Annotated in this window: 16 protein-coding genes and 1 tRNA gene; 6 read left to right on the top strand and 11 right to left on the bottom strand. The window is 54.1% G+C overall.

Annotated elements, in window-relative coordinates; genetic code table 11:
• Positions 1 to 16: 16 nt before the first annotated feature.
• Both U3654_RS17390 and U3654_RS17385 read right to left on the bottom strand, forming a co-directional pair.
• Positions 17 to 691 carry a hypothetical protein gene (locus U3654_RS17390; RefSeq protein ID WP_324752788.1) on the bottom strand — a complete coding sequence of 225 codons (675 nt, stop codon included), beginning with the start codon at positions 689 to 691 and terminating at the stop codon, positions 17 to 19.
• A gap of 22 nt (positions 692 to 713) precedes the next feature.
• Positions 714 to 3,542 carry a multicopper oxidase domain-containing protein gene (locus tag U3654_RS17385; RefSeq protein ID WP_324752787.1) on the bottom strand — a complete coding sequence of 943 codons (2,829 nt, stop codon included), beginning with the start codon at positions 3,540 to 3,542 and terminating at the stop codon, positions 714 to 716.
• A gap of 899 nt (positions 3,543 to 4,441) precedes the next feature.
• On the opposite strand from U3654_RS17385, the gene U3654_RS17380 reads away from it, so the two are divergent.
• The 3 genes from U3654_RS17380 to U3654_RS17365 all read left to right on the top strand — a co-directional run bounded on the left by U3654_RS17380 (position 4,442) and on the right by U3654_RS17365 (position 7,968).
• Positions 4,442 to 5,623: a tyrosine-type recombinase/integrase gene (locus U3654_RS17380; RefSeq protein WP_324752786.1), complete on the top strand. Its 1,182-nt coding sequence runs from the start codon at positions 4,442 to 4,444 to the stop codon at positions 5,621 to 5,623.
• Complete coding sequence (locus U3654_RS17375) at positions 5,620 to 6,249, top strand: hypothetical protein (protein ID WP_324752785.1); 630 nt, start codon at positions 5,620 to 5,622, stop codon at positions 6,247 to 6,249. The genes U3654_RS17380 and U3654_RS17375 overlap by 4 nt, the downstream gene beginning before the upstream one ends.
• A gap of 351 nt (positions 6,250 to 6,600) precedes the next feature.
• Positions 6,601 to 7,968 carry a reverse transcriptase domain-containing protein gene (locus U3654_RS17365; RefSeq protein ID WP_324752783.1) on the top strand — a complete coding sequence of 456 codons (1,368 nt, stop codon included), beginning with the start codon at positions 6,601 to 6,603 and terminating at the stop codon, positions 7,966 to 7,968.
• On the opposite strand, the gene U3654_RS17360 is transcribed toward U3654_RS17365, so the two are convergent.
• Entirely contained in the window at positions 7,965 to 8,315 is a 351-nt protein-coding gene (locus U3654_RS17360) for a hypothetical protein (RefSeq protein ID WP_324752782.1), read from the bottom strand. The two genes, U3654_RS17365 and U3654_RS17360, sit on opposite strands and share 4 nt — an antisense overlap.
• Before the next feature lie 71 nt (positions 8,316 to 8,386).
• Here U3654_RS17360 and U3654_RS17355 point away from each other — a divergent pair, with 71 nt between their 5' ends.
• Positions 8,387 to 8,659 carry a hypothetical protein gene (locus U3654_RS17355; protein WP_324752781.1) on the top strand — a complete coding sequence of 91 codons (273 nt, stop codon included), beginning with the start codon at positions 8,387 to 8,389 and terminating at the stop codon, positions 8,657 to 8,659.
• 92 nt (positions 8,660 to 8,751) lie between these two features.
• Positions 8,752 to 9,249, top strand: coding sequence for a hypothetical protein (locus U3654_RS17350; RefSeq protein ID WP_324752780.1), 498 nt, complete (start codon positions 8,752 to 8,754; stop codon positions 9,247 to 9,249).
• A gap of 564 nt (positions 9,250 to 9,813) precedes the next feature.
• On the opposite strand, the gene U3654_RS17345 is transcribed toward U3654_RS17350, so the two are convergent.
• From U3654_RS17345 to U3654_RS17325, 5 genes are all read right to left on the bottom strand, one after another.
• Complete coding sequence (locus U3654_RS17345) at positions 9,814 to 10,488, bottom strand: SOS response-associated peptidase (protein ID WP_324752779.1); 675 nt, start codon at positions 10,486 to 10,488, stop codon at positions 9,814 to 9,816.
• A 743-nt stretch (positions 10,489 to 11,231) separates the two neighbouring features.
• On the bottom strand, positions 11,232 to 11,579 hold the full coding sequence (locus tag U3654_RS17340) for a hypothetical protein (protein ID WP_324752778.1): 348 nt from the start codon (positions 11,577 to 11,579) through the stop codon (positions 11,232 to 11,234).
• Positions 11,580 to 11,610: 31 nt separating this feature from the next.
• A complete protein-coding gene (locus tag U3654_RS17335; RefSeq protein ID WP_324752777.1) occupies positions 11,611 to 12,186 on the bottom strand; it encodes a hypothetical protein in 576 nt (191 codons plus the stop codon).
• Between the two features lie 360 nt (positions 12,187 to 12,546).
• The gene (locus U3654_RS17330) at positions 12,547 to 12,858 is read right to left on the bottom strand and encodes a hypothetical protein (protein ID WP_324752776.1); all 312 of its coding nucleotides are present in this window, start codon (positions 12,856 to 12,858) and stop codon (positions 12,547 to 12,549) included.
• A gap of 67 nt (positions 12,859 to 12,925) precedes the next feature.
• Positions 12,926 to 13,498 (bottom strand): recombinase family protein, encoded by a 573-nt coding sequence (locus tag U3654_RS17325; protein ID WP_324752775.1) that lies wholly within the window; start codon positions 13,496 to 13,498, stop codon positions 12,926 to 12,928.
• A 242-nt stretch (positions 13,499 to 13,740) separates the two neighbouring features.
• Between U3654_RS17325 and U3654_RS17320 the strand changes: the two genes are divergently transcribed.
• Positions 13,741 to 14,664, top strand: coding sequence for a hypothetical protein (locus tag U3654_RS17320; RefSeq protein WP_324752774.1), 924 nt, complete (start codon positions 13,741 to 13,743; stop codon positions 14,662 to 14,664).
• On the opposite strand, the gene U3654_RS17315 is transcribed toward U3654_RS17320, so the two are convergent.
• From U3654_RS17315 to U3654_RS17305, 3 genes are all read right to left on the bottom strand, one after another.
• Positions 14,654 to 15,739, bottom strand: a complete 1,086-nt coding sequence (locus U3654_RS17315) for a DNA methyltransferase (protein ID WP_324752773.1) — start codon at positions 15,737 to 15,739, stop codon at positions 14,654 to 14,656. The genes U3654_RS17320 and U3654_RS17315 overlap by 11 nt on opposite strands.
• A 169-nt stretch (positions 15,740 to 15,908) precedes the next feature.
• Positions 15,909 to 15,984, bottom strand: a tRNA-Thr gene (locus tag U3654_RS17310).
• 56 nt (positions 15,985 to 16,040) lie between these two features.
• Positions 16,041 to 16,916, bottom strand: coding sequence for a hypothetical protein (locus U3654_RS17305; protein WP_324752772.1), 876 nt, complete (start codon positions 16,914 to 16,916; stop codon positions 16,041 to 16,043).
• Positions 16,917 to 17,039 lie beyond the last annotated feature (123 nt).

Here is a 17,039-nt window from a genome sequence, read left to right as displayed (position 1 = left end):
TTGTTGGCGGTCAAAATCAGGAATGAATGGCCGGAAATGGCCCCCCTCGGCGGCGAAGTCGCGCCCGGGGCGCGCCCGCATCGCGCACCCAGCTCAAGCGCGCTGAAATGTCGGTGGCCGAGGCACGAACAGGGGCCGCGCCCCAGATGTCGAGCGCTTCGTTGCCGTAGCGCATCAACCCAAGAGAGCAATCCATCACTGCCCGTTCGCGCGGCATGCGCAGCAAGTCCGACCGCGTAATCATTCGGGGTCCGGTCGGGACCGGAGAGAGGCTGCGATGCACGTAGAATGCTGCGCGCAGTAGATCAATATCGTCCGGCGCGGCTCGCAGAAACAGCCAGCGCCCGGCCTCGCCGGGGCCACAGAAACCGCTGGCACCTGATTGCCCTGCATGACTCGCTAGCCCAAGAGGTCCGTCTGAATCCGGGTCCACGGTGATCGACAGAAATAGGGTCTGATCGCTTGGATCGCGATCCAGCAGTCGGCGAACCTCGGCCATCTTGGCGGAACAGTTCGACTCACGGTCATGTCCGATCGACATGAACGCCACCAATACGGTTTGGTCCCGGATCAGATCATCGTAGAACAACCATTCCTTTCCGTCATGTGAGACGACTGGCACGTTCGGAATCGTGCGGCGGTTCAGGCGGACCCTCTCTTTTGAAAGTGTTTTGTCCTGCATCTGGGTCATACCGGTCTCCTTTCCAGGTCGCTCAACTATCGTCGGGCGCATGCGCGCCGCCTTCGGGATGGTTCTCGATATGTACGCGCCGATCTGTCTTGACCGCGTCACCCAATGTCTGCGCGATCAGGTCACCATCGACCGGCGTGTCAAACCCGCTACCCTGTGGGACGATATCCCAGCGGACCATCATCGCGTGATCCTCGTGCACCACATTGTGGCAGTGCATGATGTGACGCCCCATGAAGTCCTTCCAACGGGCAAAGATCACGACCTCGGCGTTGGGTTGCAGCAGCGCCACGTCGCGCCGCGCCCCCCCTAGGAACCGGCCCACCTTGGGTTTTCCCAACCCGATCAGTGGCAGGAATTCGACCCATTGTGCGAAGAGGTCATAGCTGCGGAACTTCATCGCGTCGAAGTCACCATTGAGCAGATCTGTCACCAGCTCAATTGCCTCGGACAATTCCATAGTGGCGAGAATGTCACCAAGCGCGGCGATCGCCTCGCTCGGAATAACCAGCGCATCGGCGGCTCCTTCGTCGCCGCCCGGAATGGCACTTCTGAGCTGCGGTGTCAGTCGATCCCTTAGCCCTTCGACATCGAGGTCCTCTAGACCCTCTACCATCTCGGGTGCCTTGAAAATCTCGGCCAGTCCCTCACGTCCGGTAAATCCGCTCGCGTCGGCATTTGCGTCCGGACTACTCTGCCTCAGCAGCGCCCCCGCTTCTGACGATGGCGTCAGTGCCGCTACATCGGCTTCCTGTACGAATTGCTTTGTCTGGATCGTTCCGCGCAGGAACGGCAGACTGTTGCGCTCGACGATCAGAAACTCGGTGAAGTGGCTGTGGATTGGATGATGCCAGCCATTGCCGGTGTTGCGCAGGGTCCAGATCTCGGCGGAATCCTGTTCGATTCCCGCATCCACCCGGTTGGGATCAAAGATGTTGCCGTTAATCGTCCAGAGCCCACCGTGATAGTCGAACTCCCACAGTCGTTCGCGTCTGACTTCGGTAAAGTCCACCGGCGGAAACTCCCGAAACAGCATGGGAAACGCGCTTGGGTCGGCATCGCCTTCTTCGGGCGCGCCATAGTCCGACTGTACAGCGCCCTCGGCCAAATCGCCGACCTGAAACGCCATCACTGCATTCGCTGCAAAGAAATCGTCGTCCGAGGCATAATCCTTAGGGTCGATCTTGCGTTCGTTCGGCCCGCGACCGTGCTCTTGCTCTAGTCGGTTCACCAGATAAACGGTCGAACCAGCATAGTTCGAAAAGTCGATAATGACGTCTACACGCTGTGCCACGCCGAAAAAGACGCTGTGTGCCAAAACCGGGTTCGGCTGAAAATTCCCGTCGCCACAGATCACGATGAACGGATGATCCAACTCGGTTGTCGGCTCGCCTGCCTCGGGGTCGTCTTCGGCCCGACCGAATGCCGATTCCGGTGCGCCCTGTGCGTGCAGGTAGAACTCATACAATCGCGATGGTCCGCCATTCAGAATACGCAGACGGTATTTACGCGGCTCCACCTCCAGGCCGGGCTGAATCCGCCGGTTTACGGTCCAGCGATCTCCGATGATCCCTTCTGTGTTGAACCCGTCAAAGATGATCTGCGGCGACGGCTCATAGGCCGGGTCCGTCCCGGTGTAGGCATGGGCCTTGATCGCCTTTCTTGTGCCGTCGGCCAAGATCGAGCCCCGATTGGTCCCTGCGAAATCTGCCCAATCCTGCGCGCTCTCGAAGGTCCAGCGAGTCGTCTCGTCCCGGCTGAATTTGCGCGGCTCTCCATCCATCTCTTGGGCGAAAAGAAGGTCATGCAAAATCAGTGGAATATCGAAGTCATGGCTGGGTAGCAGCCAACTGGAATCCTTGTCGCCAAAGGTGCCGTCGTCGGCGTTGTTGGCGTCGCGATCATCGAACAGCATGTAGAATCCGTCGAGTCCCGCATAAACGTTCGACGCAGTGAAATCCATTCGATGATCGTGATACCAAAGCGTCGATAACTTCTCGCGATCATCGTTGCCGGACGGGAAGTTGGCGTAGTGATGATCCCAGTATTCGCCCGGATTGATCCAGTCGCTGGGAAATCCGTCACTTTCTGACGCGGTATGTGCGTTATGCAGATGCGACGTTGTCGACGGCAGCGCAAAGCGAAGCTGCGCACTGCCCGGACTGTTCCCGATATCCGGCAGATCATTGATCCGCCGTGTCAGAATTGGCTCGCCATACACAGTGTGAAAACTCGGCCCCGGAGAACAGGCTCGTGTGCTCTGGTAGGTGTCGTCATCGGCGCGATAGACGTTGTGATAGCCCCAGCTATACGAGCCTTCACCGTATTGCGCGTGATAGGTCCACAGGAATTCGACCTCACGGTGGATGTAGAATTTTTGGGGTCTGAATTCAAAGAACCGTTGATGGGCAGAGGGGTCGGGTAGATCGCCAATATCAATCTTTAGATTGCCGCCCGCCGGGCGCTCTTCTCCGCGAACTGTCCATGGTCCGGGTGTTGCGAACCCTTCCGTGCGTAGCGCGTCGGCCGCCATCTCGAATCGTTCGCGAAATAGATCCCACCATTCCTCATCGCCCATTCCTGCCGACTCAGCTTGGGTCAGTGTGAATAACGGCAGCGCGACTGGTGGTGCGAACTCTTCCAGCGGCCAGATTCCAAACGGTGTGACGGGAGGGCTGGGCCGTGACAGCAGGTCGGGCGGCGTATTGTTGGGCGCAATGAGGTTTTTCAACCGCCGTTCGCTTTCGCGGACCGTATCAGGGCCACCGGCCGATCCAGCCGCCTTTGCCAGCGCTAATGTAGATGCGGCAGTTGCACCACCCTTGAGAAAATTGCGTCTGCTACTGCGCATTTTGCACACCCCCGGTGATCACCGCATTCAACATGCGGTCCATGAAATGTTGGATCAATTTAATTTACGATACCGATGGCTGAAGCATCACGGGCACAGAATCTGTGCGTAACGCACGGCAGCCAAAAAATGACATTCATTAAAATTACGTAACGTAACGCATAGCACAACCTACCCGGTTGTGTCGTGTAAAAAGATCACTTTTTTGCTGGTGAGTCTGGTCAGATTTCTTTTTTACGGTCTGATATCAACATGATAAGAGATCCGGCCTTCAATTTTGCCGCTCCAAACATGATGTTGATTTTTTATCTCAAAAATCCGGCTATCTTGGCTCGAACGGTTCGATCTTTGGCCCACCTCAGCCAATGATTCTGACGTGGGTCAGGTCGGTTTGCCAAATCTGGTTGATAGAAGTCATACTGACTGTGAAATAGTCAACTGCCGGGCAGTCAATACGCAGAAGTGACGAGAGGGCGCAGCTTTGATCACCACATATTCCGCAGCGATGATCAGGTCAGCTTCCTTCGGAATCCGACAAACTGATGATTCAGAGGCAACGTCACGCTTCATATCGGCGTATTTGACAGCCGGTTCCTAAAGCCGCTTGGTTCGCTATTCTCTCTGAGGTCGTTCACAGTCGTATTCCGCATCATCCAAACCCACTTTGTTGGTTAGACGTGTAGTTCGGCAGGATGTAAGCGGATCATAGATCCAAAAACATCACTGCTCTGCGGATGATTTGATGGTGCCCCCACACGGCATTCACACCTTGCACCACCATGCCCCACGATAAACCACAAGGGCAGAAAATCCCGCCACAATAATGCCTTATCTATTCCATCATGTGTCACTGTGTAGCGCTATATCGCAGAGGCAAAGGTGGATAGAGGGGTGGACGCATGGCGCGACCTAAACACAAACTTTCGGCAATGGAGGTCAAATCCCTGCCGCCCGGCAAGTACTGTGACGGGGACGGACTTTGGCTGCACAGACGGGACGATGGCGGAGCGCAGTGGTTCCTGAGGGTGACGGCCCCTGGTCGACGAAGGGAGATGGGGTTAGGATCGGCGGCAGAGGTTTCCCTCAAAGAGGTCCGGCAATCCGCTGAACATTGGCGGTCCTTCGCGCGGCAAGGGATCGACCCCATCAAGCAACGTGAGAAGGAACGACGGGAGGCTGAACGCAATCTGCACTGTCTGGCCGATGTTGCCTTAGAAGCGTTTGAATGCCGCAAGGCCGAACTTAAGGGCGACGGCAAGGCCGGGCGGTGGTTTTCACCCCTAGAACTCCATGTGCTACCGAAGCTGGGCAAGATCCCCGTCGCAGATATCTCTCAGATTGACATACGGGACGCTCTGAAGCCCATTTGGCATGCCAAGGCGGATACGGCCCGGAAAGCCCTCAATCGGCTTAGCATCGTCCTCAGACACGCTGCTGCCCTAGGCCTTGAGGTGGACCTACAAGCTACTGACAAGGCCAAGGCTCTGCTGGGCAGGTCGAGACATACGCCGCAGCATATTCCCGCCATGCCGTGGATTGAGGTCCCTGAATTTTACCGAACCCTTGAAGTTCCAACGACCACCAATTTAGCGCTCAGGATATTGATCCTAACAGCGGTCCGCTCCAGCCCCCTGCGGTTTATGCGATACGACCAGATTGAGGACGGCGTTTGGACTATTCCGGCTGAGCAGATGAAAGGTCGGCTGGGCAGCACATCAGACTTCCGCGTACCACTGTCAAACGAAGCCCTTGCCGTGGTGGAAGCCACCAAGCCCTATGATCGGGACGGCCATCTATTCCCCGGCCTCCAGAAGGGCGTGATTTCGGACATGACGATGGGGCAGCACATGCGGAAAGCCGGGCTGGCATACAGGCCGCATGGCTTCCGGTCCAGCTTCCGGGACTGGGTGGCTGAACGGACGAATGCGCCAAGAGAGATTGCGGAAACCTGTCTAGGCCACGTCAGCGGCAGTCAGGTCGAAAGGGCATACCGAAGAACGGACTATTTAGATCAGAGGCAGAATATCATGGAAGCGTGGGGAAAGTTTGTCGCTGGCATTTTGGACGGGGCGCAAAAATGAGGTCATTGGAAAAAATCCTGCCGCCAAATGAAACCGGAGACCCTGACATTACAGCCCGTCAGTTTGGCGAATATAGGCGGCGGATTGAAAGCGGGGACCCAATCGCAATTTTTGAAGCAACCGTCATGTGCAGCGGGAAGAAAGTAGAGATACCGCAATGGTTGGCCGACGAACTCATGAAGACGATTGCAGACTTTCATCTTGGAAATAAACCGAGTTGGAAAAAGGCGGGTAATCAGCCACTCATTATTGTTAGGCGCAGAATTGAGCAAGATGTTAGGCGGCGGGCTGTGAAGGCAGTCAGGTTGTGGATCAAAGACCGACGTCAATATCACGACCTCCCCACCAGGTGCATTAAAGCGTGGTTCGGCCAACGTATTCACCACTCAGAATTCAACAATTATGAAGACGCTTTGAGACTTACGCGCTTCGGCATCCGAGGTCTGCGAATTGCAAAAGATGGGCCACTTCTGAAATGTAGCCCGCGAACACTCAGGCGTGCCGCCGCAGAAAAAAAACATATCGATATGCCACCGATCCCCGGCAGGATCGCGAGCGTGTTTGGTCTTTGCGATCCCGATGCGTTCTTTGGCACCGACCAGCCGATGCCGAACAATCTGAAGTAACTAAAGCAACGCTTCTTAGGGGGCAGTTTGCGTTGGTGAACTCAAGTTCACCGCTGCAACTAAGGCTTCTGGCCAAAAAATTACCTTTTAGGGGATCTTCTTGGCCAGCGGGCGGCCCGATACGGTGTTCCAACAATCATCAAGGAGCCCCAAAATGACCCGCGCACCAAACCGATACATCACACTTGCCCAACTAAGCGCGAAGCTGGGCGGGCGCTCACGATCCAGTATCTATCGTGACTTAGAATGCGGGCGCATACCAAACCCGATCAGGGTCGGTGTCCGGCTCTATTGGTGCGAGGAGGAGGTCGAGGACTTCCTCAAAACACTTGGCGCTGCAGGTGCACAATCATGATGACTGTGTTTAACATACCGCTTCTACCCAGCGGCTCAGGCTACCAAAATAACTCGCCACACGGCTTCTGCAAGATAGACAGTGTGCTACTCCCGCAGTCCAAAGAGGGCAATACGACAATAACCGCACTAGCCACCCAGCTTGCAAAGGCCCGGAAGTTCGAACAGAGGCTCCGATCTAAATGTGAAAATGCGTGGACCGATGGCAACCCCTCATTCCCAGCGCACGCGAAAACGTACCTCACAAGTAGGCGTTGCCAGCTGGTCGCCCTGTTTGAAGATAACGCGCGGCAGCCATTGAAAGACCGCTTGTCGCTAGAGGAGATGGCCACGTTGGCAACAACGTATAAAGCCCTCAGCTGCCTGAATGAAGCGGCCAAGATTTGGACCGAGCCAAAGTTATCAGGGGGCGTTCGCGTTATATGCGCCTTCGGTCCAGTGGCCCGCTCATACCAGCGCATGGTCCGCACACTCCTGCGCATGACCTACAAACCGCAGGATTTCCAGTTCACCCACCTCGGCTCTGCCGCAAAAATACAGTTGGCCATGAGCCTCATCAAAGAGAAAGGATACACACATGTAGCGGAGATCGACATAAAGGACTTCTTCCCCAGCTTTTCAGAGGGAAAACTCGTCGCCGCCTTGCCCCTCCCTAAAGAGGCAATAAGGCAGATCGTGTTGGCCAAGGGCGCTGACTGGTACCCATCCTATGCTAACACTACGCAACCACATATCTTATCCCCGCCCGGCATACCACAGGGCAGTGCATCTTCCGCAGAGGTAGCGCATTGGTGTATCGCGCACATGTCGATGGAAAAGGTCGAAGGCGTTGACGTTATCAACCACGCCGACAACTTTTTCATCTTCGCGGTATCCAAGCTACACATGGAAGGCGCAGCCAAAGCCCTGAGATCCGGCATTGCCGGACTGCTGGGAGGGGAATTTCAAGGAAAGACCGAGCAAGCAGGTGAGATAGCGAAAGAGTTCCGGATGCTGGGGTGCTGTATTTCTATGGACAAGGCTGGGAACCTTGTCGCCGACCCAACAGACACGAACCTCAAAAAGCTGGTCTGCCGCGCCCGCACACTCAAGCAGCGCGTGCATGCCAAGCTGACTGCGGCAGAATTTGAGGCCGATGAGGGTCTCCGTGTAGAGGGTCTACAGGATTTCTTACGGCTGGAAAGCCTGTGCCATGGCTGGATCAATGCGTTTAAGTTTTGCGGGCCGCAGATCAAGTATATTGAGGATGAGCACTTATACGACCTTGATGCGATCCGTGACACCTATTGCATTACTCAAAGTGGGCTTGAGCCGCTGAAGGACGCTTCTACCTTGGTAAACATCAAATGGTACAGCGGAGGCTAGGCTGTATGCCGCCGCTGGACTAGTCTGGCATTGACGGTCTGCCACCTCTTGCGGCTGGCAGGCATAAGCACCTTATGAACGATTATTTCTTCTGCTTTCAATCCTTGGTGCATTGAGGTTTTGAGGTTCTTCTGTCTAGTGTCTTTAATGGCCGAAAGCAGCGGTGAAATTAAGTGCACCACAACCATGCTGTCGTCTACGCTCCGCGCGGCAAAGTTCCGCACCAAGCCGAGTGGACCCATTACATTTCGGCTCCTTAATCTGCCCGGATGCAGGCGATGGCTGAGCATCCATTCGATGGCAAGACGAAAAAACTTTCGGTCCAGAAACGGCCACTTTGCTTTCATGATTTAGCCTACCTTATGATTGACCTTCCAAACATCCAGAAGATGCAGGCAAGTACGTAAAGGGGACAATCATGGCATTCGCATCCAAGGCGCATATCCCGGAAGTCGGAAAAGAATTAAATTTCAAACCAAACAAGACATCACTGGCCTACACTAGAACGGCTGAGTTCTTTGCCCGTGCTGGGATACTGCTTTGCGGGATCAGCATTGCCTTCAACGTGGTGCTGGGTAGCGGCTGGGATTGGCTCGGTGTCATCTTGGGCATCAGTGGTATCGTGTCCTCCGTCATACTGGGGGTGTTGGCCGAAATCTCCAGATCAGTGGCAAGCCTGCGCGAGCTGTAGCGCGCGGGCCCGCCCGCCCTTTCCGATGCAGGTCTCTTAGAAAACCGGCGTCCAGTCTGCCTTCCCTCTCAAACTCAGTATGGAGCCACCAGATGAAAGTCTCACTTCGCATCCTAAAACCAATGCTCTTCGCAACTTGCCTAAGCACGTCTCTTGGCATGTCCACCGTCGCTACATCCGCCGCAGAAGATTTGATAACTGTTCGTGGCATGTCCATCGCTTCGGACTTTGAGGACATCGAAACAGCCATGGGGCCGTGCGCTGACAACCGCGATCAAGATGATCTTTACTACTGTGGTGCCTCTGAATTCAATTCTTTCAGGTTGGATCAAAGTGGTCGGATCAAGGAGATTTACGTTGCCTGCGAAATCTTCAATGGCTGTGATTACGATGTAGAGAACCTTGCCCACATCCTGAAAGACCGGATGGACACTATACAACGTCTCGAAATGAAAGCCTCCGGCTTCATGGGCGACTACGCAACACTGACCGGTCAAGCAGGCGATACGCTGGAAATTTGGGCCATGGACGAAGGTCCGCTTCTGATCTTTCGGGTTGGCATGGCCCGTAGCCAATTGACGCTTGAATGAGGCAGAGGTGTAAGATGGCGCTATGAGCGCCCACACAGAGTGATCTGGTATCCCAGCACTACCCAACCCGGCCCTCACATATACTAATTCACAGTCAGGCATTGACGACCTGCCACCTCTTGCGGCTGGCGTGTTTATGCGCCTTGTGACCGACAATTTCCTCAGTTGTCAAACCTTGGTGCACCGGGGTTGGGAAGGGTAGTCTATCAAGTTCAGAAACGGTCGATGTCAGCGATGAACTTGAGTGCACCACACCATCAAACTGGAGCCCGCATCCCTACTTTTAACGGGTCCAAGAAAAAGGTCCCGAGTAGAGCCGCTTCATGAACAGCAGCTATCGCCCAGCCTTGTGCCGGGCAAATCGCAGGGGGGGCCAGAATGCAGATCTTAAATGACTAGACCGTGGTCGAAGCCTGCGCGTTCTGCGTTCAATGGAGAGTGAACTACTGCACTCTAACGAAATATATCGGCCCGGCTGTCGCTCAGTGGTAACCTCATGATGCCGAGGGCTTACGGTGTTGCCCGCCCACCTTCTAGTTCAGGAAAACGTTGAGATGGCCTAACTCATCCCTCATCATCTTTCAGCCGTCCAACTCCCTTGACCACTATCTGCATCCGGTCTGCGGGATAGGGTCGCATTAGGGACATGGCATCGCTTTCAGATCCACCAAGCCACGCATCGTAGTCGGCAGGATCGAGAATTACAGGCATCCGGTCCGGATGCACAGGCTTTACGACGTCATTGGCCGTCGTGGTGATGATTGTATGCGTCAGTATGTTCAGCTTTTCATCTTGCAAGCCGGGTTGGATACCGCGCCACATGCCCGCAAACGCAAATGGCGGGCGCGGTTCGTCGCCTTTTAAGGCAAACCAATAGTCGGTTGCAGGATCGCGGCCCTTGGCTTCCCTGAAACTCGACGCTGGCACAAGGCATCTGCGGTTCTTAAAGCTGTCCTTCCAAAGGCCAATTGTCGCAACCTTGTCGGCCCGCGCGTTGTTCCACGCGGCAGGTGCGATTGGCTTGCCCGTTTTCTTTGACGCCTTGGCCGTCAGAAAGCCCCAACTCATCGCGAGCATTTCCCGTTCGCCTTTGTCATCTAACCGGACAACTGGCGCGTCATACTTAGGCCAGATGGCGGGCTGAGGTGCTGCGTTCCCAAGGTGATCGGCAGCGGGCGGCATATTGAACAGGCCGCGCATCGCCTCCTGATTTGTCAGATTGGAATAGAGATTGCACATGTTGCCTAAGCCTTTTCGTCTGCCCACACCCATTTGGTAATCTGCTTTACTGGGCGTCTAACAGTCAAATCATCAAGCGCGGATGCAGGCGGTACGCGCCACTCTATCCGGATATATTCCTTGGTGCGGCATCGTGAACAGGCGAACGGTGGAACATGGATCTCGTGCAGCGGGCCGACGACCTTTACCAGGTCGCTAGCCCAGAAGTTGACGGATCGGCGGCAGTGGCCGCAGCGCATTGTCAGCATCTGGCCTGATTGGGCCGCATCACGCATCAGGCGATTGCGTTGACGGCTAGCGGATGGGTAAGCGGCTGGCATCCGGTATGGGTAGAACTAAAGGTGAACATAAGGCAAGTGTGTTTGTTCATCGCCTACGATACTCAGCCTGTAAATGCTCAGACGCTGACACTGATTTCGTGGCAAAATTGAGTACTCTAGCGACGCAATTCACCAAAAAATTATGTAGATCATTGATTAACACGATGGCAGTTTTGGATCGAAGATCCGCACGTCCAACATCCTTCGCCGAGAGGTTGAACCTATCGCGGACTTGTATGCGGATCTTTTCTCTCAATCCGACGGCAATTTTTTCCCGCATAGCCGCCGTTGATGATGCCACCAGCGGATGTCAGCTTCGAGCCCAAACTTACCGATGTTGCGACTTCTCTGAACATCAGCTTAACCGCATGTCAGTCAATGGCGCATCTTGTAGGGTAGGAGGCAGCGCGACAATAAGATGATCTAGAATATCTCGAAATAGATCCCACAGATTGCGACAGAACAACCTAGCGCAACCAGCGCTGTCACAAACTGAGTTTGATAGAAGAAGGCGTAGCTGTTTCGTGTAACGACAAATGGAGCAATGAACCAGTACCCCAGTGCAAGTGCGATCAACGGCCAACACCAGTCAAATAGGAAAAAGCTGATGATGAAGGCAGCTATCCCAGAAACAGTTCCTATCAGATCAAAAATGACCATCCCTGAGGACTTTCTGGCCTGATCCTCTAAGAACCATCCTCCCCTGTGGCTCAAGAGCGTGATGCGGGCTGAAATTCCGCTTGCGATCATTCCAATGAAGAGAAATATCAAGCTTTGTACCCTTTTGCTTATGCGAGGTTATTTAATTTATTGAAGGGGCTGAAATGGCAAGTGTCGCACCACCGTAACCCATCGGTTCAGCATCTGTCAGCGAGATAAATGCATCTTCCGACCACTCATCGACAAACCAAACTCTATATCTCTGCCCCATTGCTGACTCATCATGACTTGGATCGTCTATGTCCGCAAATTTCTCTAGAGCAGAAACGACTTGGGCGGTTTCGATGTACGGGTTAGCGATGGAGCATATTGTAAAAGATCGACCGTCCAAATCGCCCTTTGCGACACCTAAAAAGTATGGGGCGCCGTCGCCTGATTGAGCGTAGTAACCAACAAATTCAGCGCGTGGGTCTTGAGGGGCAAGTAGTGGCTTCATCTCCTCTGGTAAGTCAGAAAAACCAAGTGCTTCTGCGGCTGCTATGACTATAGCAAAGTTACCCGCATTTTGTGCGCAATTACCAAGAAACGCCTTGACAAAATCCTCCCCTGAAACTTCCGCTGCTCGCTCAGACGCTGTTTGAGCGGTGGCCAAAACTGGAAGTAGAAGAGCACAACACAGCGAAATGGCTTGGGCCAAAGGTTTGTTATCATAACGCATGAAGAAGCCTTTTCTGAAAATGAACTACCCCGGGGGGAGACATACTGTCATTCCGTTTGCGGCCATCAACTTCCCAGCCTGTACCGCATGGCAATTCTACATGAAAACTCAGGTCTGCAAATATCAATTTATTAAAACCAGACCTAGGGTGAACGCGCAGCGAATGGCTGAAAAGTCCCGCTCAGTGGTCATCGGTAAAGCGCACAGCGAAGGTCTGCTCCACTGAAGGAATTTCGATGTGCTCGGCAGCTTAAGCCATGGCGTGCTACGCAAATTTGGCGAGACCCGCTGATCCCCGGAAATCGGCTTCTCGTCCAGAACCCGGCCAGAAGGGATTTAATAAAGCCAGTGCACTTGAGTTCACCGATTGTCGCTATCTTGTGCCATCTCATTCTTCAGCGTTGCCATGAAGTGTTTCAGACGGTCTCCATTCGGGATACTCCCCGGCTCATACTCATCCTCAAACTTGCCCCCTAGTTCAGGATCATAGGTTTTTGCTACAGCCATACGCCCGGTTGCCCGAAGCGTCTCTGCCAAGTGCCAGAGGAACACGCTCTCACCGCCCGCGATGCGGTTCTTGGCATGGAGCCGCATGCCTATCCGTTCTAGAAGGTCTTGGAGTTCTTCGGGTGTGTGGAAGTCGTCGGATATCTCCTGTGCCTTCCCGCCCATCCTAAAAGCCGCCAGATGATCGGTGGCGCAGGTGGTGCACTTGAGTTCATCTGCTCAAGCCGACATTTCACCCCTCCGCGCCAGCTTCATGCGCGTTGATGATGCGATAAACAGACGCCCGGCCAATCCCAACTTGTTTTGCGATCTCGGTCTTTCCCGTGCCCGCAGCGTGTAAAGCGATTACCTCCTTCGACTTGGCGCGCGCCGTGGGGGCTCGACCCTTGTATTTCCCAGCCGCCTTAGCCTTGGCGATGCCTTCTCGTTGCCGCTCCAGCATGATCCCCCGCTCAAACTCAGCCATGCCCCCTAGAACCGTCAGGATCAGCTTGCCTGTCGGCCCGGCGGTATCTATCCCCAGCCCCAATATCCGCAGATGTGCCGACTTTGCCGTGAGGTCATCCAAAATTTTCATGAGGTGGCTGACGGAGCGTGCCAGCCGGTCTAGTCTCGTCACGACCAGCGTGTCGCCTTCTCTGATGAAGTCCAGAGTTGCAGCGAGTTGGGTCCGGGCTTCGATATCGACCGAGGACACCTGCTCCTCGAATATCTTATCGCACCCAATCTTTTTGAGTTCTTCCAGCTGGGTATCCAAACCCGCTTTCTGGTCAATTGTTGAAGTCCTTGCATAGCCGATCAGCATTCGCGCCACCTGTCTCATTGATATCTATAATTATGAGACACAGTTGTCTCAAAAGCAAGGATATATGTATATGGGACAGGGCTTTTATCGCTGACGGCATGTCTCACGGGGGCAAGGGCTATTGGTAGAATTTGGAGGCGGAGCGATATTACTTTGCGAGTTGATGCTGAACCAATAGTGCGTCTCGACTAGGCTCGGTTAAGAGGATAGACCCCAAGAAAAATAGTTATGGGCAGTAAGAAATGACTCTCGACACCAACGATGTATTACGTATTGCAGGTGAACACCTGAAGGAATTGGCTGGGCACCGTTTTGACGTCTTAACAGTTGAGCCCCCGGTTTCCCCTGAAGCCGCAGTTAACCTATCGAAAATCATTTCTAAACTGTCTCCTATACTTGGCAACCTGATTGAATTTAACGTGGTGGAATACCTCGACGATCAGGAGGAGTTTGACGGGCAAGGAACATGGCGTAGGCAGGACCCGGGTTTCCCAGACGCAGTATTTGACGGCGTAACGCCACAGCCCGGGTTTGAGATCAAGGCTTGGTTCCCTCTATCGACGGAGATCACTGCCCGTTTCAAAGATAGTCAAAACCACTTTGCAGATGACAACACTCAGGTATGCCTGCTTGCTTGGCTGCCTGAGCACATACTTTTTGGAAAGCCCCAAATTGTCGATGTAGTCATCGTCTCAGGTCGATCGGTAGCGGAGTCTCGTGATAATCATTATCACAATCCTCCCGACTACATTGTGCTGGAGCCGGAAAACACATCTGCACGGACCAGCAATCTCCAGCAGACAAACACTAACGGATATAAGGTTCAGACCTTGGATAGAGACTTGCTTGCCAAAGCTGAAAAGCTACTCGACAGCTGGGGGTCTGATAGCAGGAAATACAGCCCATCTCCCGAATACCAAGCAAAATTGCGGGAGCTGGTTGCGATGCTCCCATATCGACTGGACACAAATTACGCCAAGATGGATCGGATTGTGCACCCTGGGCTCGAAGATTTCAAAACGCGCGTCCTGAACACTAAATTTAAAGGTATGACGGCGAAAGGATGGGGCCGCCTTTTCCGCAGCAACGATGATGCAAGGATAAAACGCGAATTAGAAGTGCGGCTCGGAGTTAGGGACGTGGACGCTGATCAACTTATTGAGTGATCCGATCCAACCCATAATGGAAATATGTAGGATCAATCTCGGCAGAGAATGATCTCCGTTTTAATCGCCGAGCCGCCACAGACGCCGAGAACAAACCTCCGAAGGGCTCCCATACTACATCACCCTCTCTCGTCGTCGCTTCGATGGTTCTCGACATAAGATCAAGCGGTTTTTGGTTTAAGTGAACTGCCCTCCCAGATGTTCCATTAGTCTTAATCCTTTCGGGACCGCGAAGGGCTGGACGGCTCCAGACGTTAGTTAATCCGTGTGGGCAAGCAAAAAACGAGCGTGTTGTCTCCCAGTCGTCAGACGTCATTGGGCTTTCTCCATCTTGAGAGAAGTATGGACGCCCGTCTGGCTTTCCGTTGGCGTTGGCGTACTCTACGAGCATCCGAAATTTGTCGGAGGGCATCCAATACCAAAGATGGCCTTGATCAAGGTATTTTCTGGTAGCAGCATCCGCTACGCCGCATGCCTTGTTAGCTTCCCGAACACTTAAGCCTGTGCGCTTCCATTCATCAAGCAGCCATAGCTTAATATGCCTACCGTTCATCTGTGGTTCACGAACGTATTGAACGCAGACCTCTGATACGACCGGAAAGCGCCTAATCTTTTTCGTGTTTACGTTGCCTGCGATATGACCGATGCCCTTATCCCAAATATTGGCATTCACGTAACGCCAACCATAACGCTCAAGGATGGGATGAACCGTCGCCCAACCTATCTCAGAGTTCCAAAACCAAAGCGATGTGCTGGGTTTTGCTTGCTTTGACCAAGCTGCTATATGTGGCTCATACCATTCTGGCATGCCTGTATGATCAGATGTGTCGCCCTCGAAGCCAAGAACTCCGTATGCACCATCTGACACAATGCAGTCTGGCGCATCCCAATCACCGTAATGAACAAGACTATCCCCGAAAATTAGGGTTGTTTGTCCATCTGACCAACGATCTTGCTTGAGTGGTTCCGCACGCGTAATCGCTTTGCCTCGCCCGACTGTCGAGGACGGGGTGCTGCGTGCGCGTGGCTTTGTGTCAATTAAGGTTTCCCCGGAAGGCTCAGTCGATTTTGTCATGTTTGAATAATGGCAGAGGTTCAAGGAGAAGGCGACACACTATGTGATGTCAGTGAGTATTGCGTGCGACGATCCTCATGTGGGCCTCACGAAGGGTGGATGAAGAGGTGGACAAAATCATTTGTCTACGACATATATATTTGATTTTTATCGAAAATATATGATTTAATGGTGCCCCCACACGGACTCGAACCGCGGACCTACTGATTACAAATCAGTTGCTCTACCAGCTGAGCTATAGGGGCGCCGACGCGGCATTTAGCAGGGCGCCGGAGGCTTGGCAAGCGTGCAGAGGCCGCGATCAGGGATCGATCAGCGTGATGCCGGGGATGCGGCCGATGCGATAGACGTCCTCATCGTAGAGGTCGGTCAGCTCGTTCACCATATCGTCGGTCCAGCCGGGCAGGTCCAGCTCTTCCTCGATGGCGTCCTCGTCGGCGAACTTGTCGAGAAAAGCCGAGATAACGCGCCGCTTCTGCATCTCGGTCATGCCGGGATGCTGTTTCAAATAACTCTCAAAGCGGGTCATGCCGGTTGGCGTCATGATCTCGCGCAATAGCGCATATTCGCCCGTCAACGGCACACCCGGCTCAATGCCTGCCATCTCGCGCAGGATTTGTCCCCAGATCAGCGGCGTATCTTCGTTGCACCAGATGGTGATCGGAATGTCGGGGATTGCGCTGCGCACCTGCTCGATCATGCCCGACCAGCGCATTTCGCGCGGATCGGTGCGGCCCAGATAGGTCGGCAGGCTGTCGAATTTTGTCTGTGCCATGATCGCCGGCAGAAAGGTGGCGGGGTTGCAAATGGCAAAGAACAGTTCGATGTCGTCACGTGCGAAGATATCGCGGAAAATCTGCGTGCGCCCCGCTGCGGCGGTGTAGAAGTCCCCGCCCGAAGCCGCCATTTTCGGTGTGCCGAAAAATCCGGGGTTCGACAGGATCAGCCGGCCCGGCGCCTCGTCAAAACAAAGTGCGTCCATCAGCACCTCGCGCGTGTCGTCGGCAATGCCGGTCTGAACAGCTGCGTGCAGGATATCGCGCAACAGGCGGCGGTATGTCTTGGGGTAGGGCACCTCTGTGCCACGCTCGGCCAGCATCGGTTTATTAGCCGTCAGGCATTTCAGCAGGCGGTCCTCGTCGGTGATGTGGGCGCCTGCGTGAAGAACGAGCTGCATGATGCGGTTTATCCGGGCTAGGTGTCTGGCTGGGACTGTATATGGCGCATCTGCGCAGATAAACCGGTTTTGACTCACCGCGCATCGCACCATGCGGGTTGAACGCCGGGGAAAAAGTATCAA

Origin of the sequence: Roseovarius sp. Pro17 (assembly GCF_035599575.1) — a bacterium.
Classification (GTDB): Bacteria; Pseudomonadota; Alphaproteobacteria; order Rhodobacterales; family Rhodobacteraceae; genus Roseovarius.
Note: the sequence above shows the minus strand (reverse complement) of the source record. Positions and strands in the feature narration are given on the sequence as shown.

Excerpts from the sequence above, each read along its gene's own strand:
- U3654_RS17390 (WP_324752788.1), bottom strand. The coding sequence starts at position 691 with ATGACCCAGATGCAGGACAAAACACTTTCAAAAGAGAGGGTCCGCCTG.
- U3654_RS17385 (WP_324752787.1), bottom strand. The coding sequence starts at position 3,542 with ATGCGCAGTAGCAGACGCAATTTTCTCAAGGGTGGTGCAACTGCCGCA.
- U3654_RS17380 (WP_324752786.1), top strand. The coding sequence starts at position 4,442 with ATGGCGCGACCTAAACACAAACTTTCGGCAATGGAGGTCAAATCCCTG.
- U3654_RS17375 (WP_324752785.1), top strand. The coding sequence starts at position 5,620 with ATGAGGTCATTGGAAAAAATCCTGCCGCCAAATGAAACCGGAGACCCT.
- U3654_RS17365 (WP_324752783.1), top strand. The coding sequence starts at position 6,601 with ATGATGACTGTGTTTAACATACCGCTTCTACCCAGCGGCTCAGGCTAC.
- U3654_RS17360 (WP_324752782.1), bottom strand. The coding sequence starts at position 8,315 with ATGAAAGCAAAGTGGCCGTTTCTGGACCGAAAGTTTTTTCGTCTTGCC.
- U3654_RS17355 (WP_324752781.1), top strand. The coding sequence starts at position 8,387 with ATGGCATTCGCATCCAAGGCGCATATCCCGGAAGTCGGAAAAGAATTA.
- U3654_RS17350 (WP_324752780.1), top strand. The coding sequence starts at position 8,752 with ATGAAAGTCTCACTTCGCATCCTAAAACCAATGCTCTTCGCAACTTGC.
- U3654_RS17345 (WP_324752779.1), bottom strand. The coding sequence starts at position 10,488 with ATGTGCAATCTCTATTCCAATCTGACAAATCAGGAGGCGATGCGCGGC.
- U3654_RS17335 (WP_324752777.1), bottom strand. The coding sequence starts at position 12,186 with ATGCGTTATGATAACAAACCTTTGGCCCAAGCCATTTCGCTGTGTTGT.
- U3654_RS17330 (WP_324752776.1), bottom strand. The coding sequence starts at position 12,858 with ATGGGCGGGAAGGCACAGGAGATATCCGACGACTTCCACACACCCGAA.
- U3654_RS17325 (WP_324752775.1), bottom strand. The coding sequence starts at position 13,498 with ATGCTGATCGGCTATGCAAGGACTTCAACAATTGACCAGAAAGCGGGT.
- U3654_RS17320 (WP_324752774.1), top strand. The coding sequence starts at position 13,741 with ATGACTCTCGACACCAACGATGTATTACGTATTGCAGGTGAACACCTG.
- U3654_RS17315 (WP_324752773.1), bottom strand. The coding sequence starts at position 15,739 with ATGACAAAATCGACTGAGCCTTCCGGGGAAACCTTAATTGACACAAAG.
- U3654_RS17305 (WP_324752772.1), bottom strand. The coding sequence starts at position 16,916 with ATGCAGCTCGTTCTTCACGCAGGCGCCCACATCACCGACGAGGACCGC.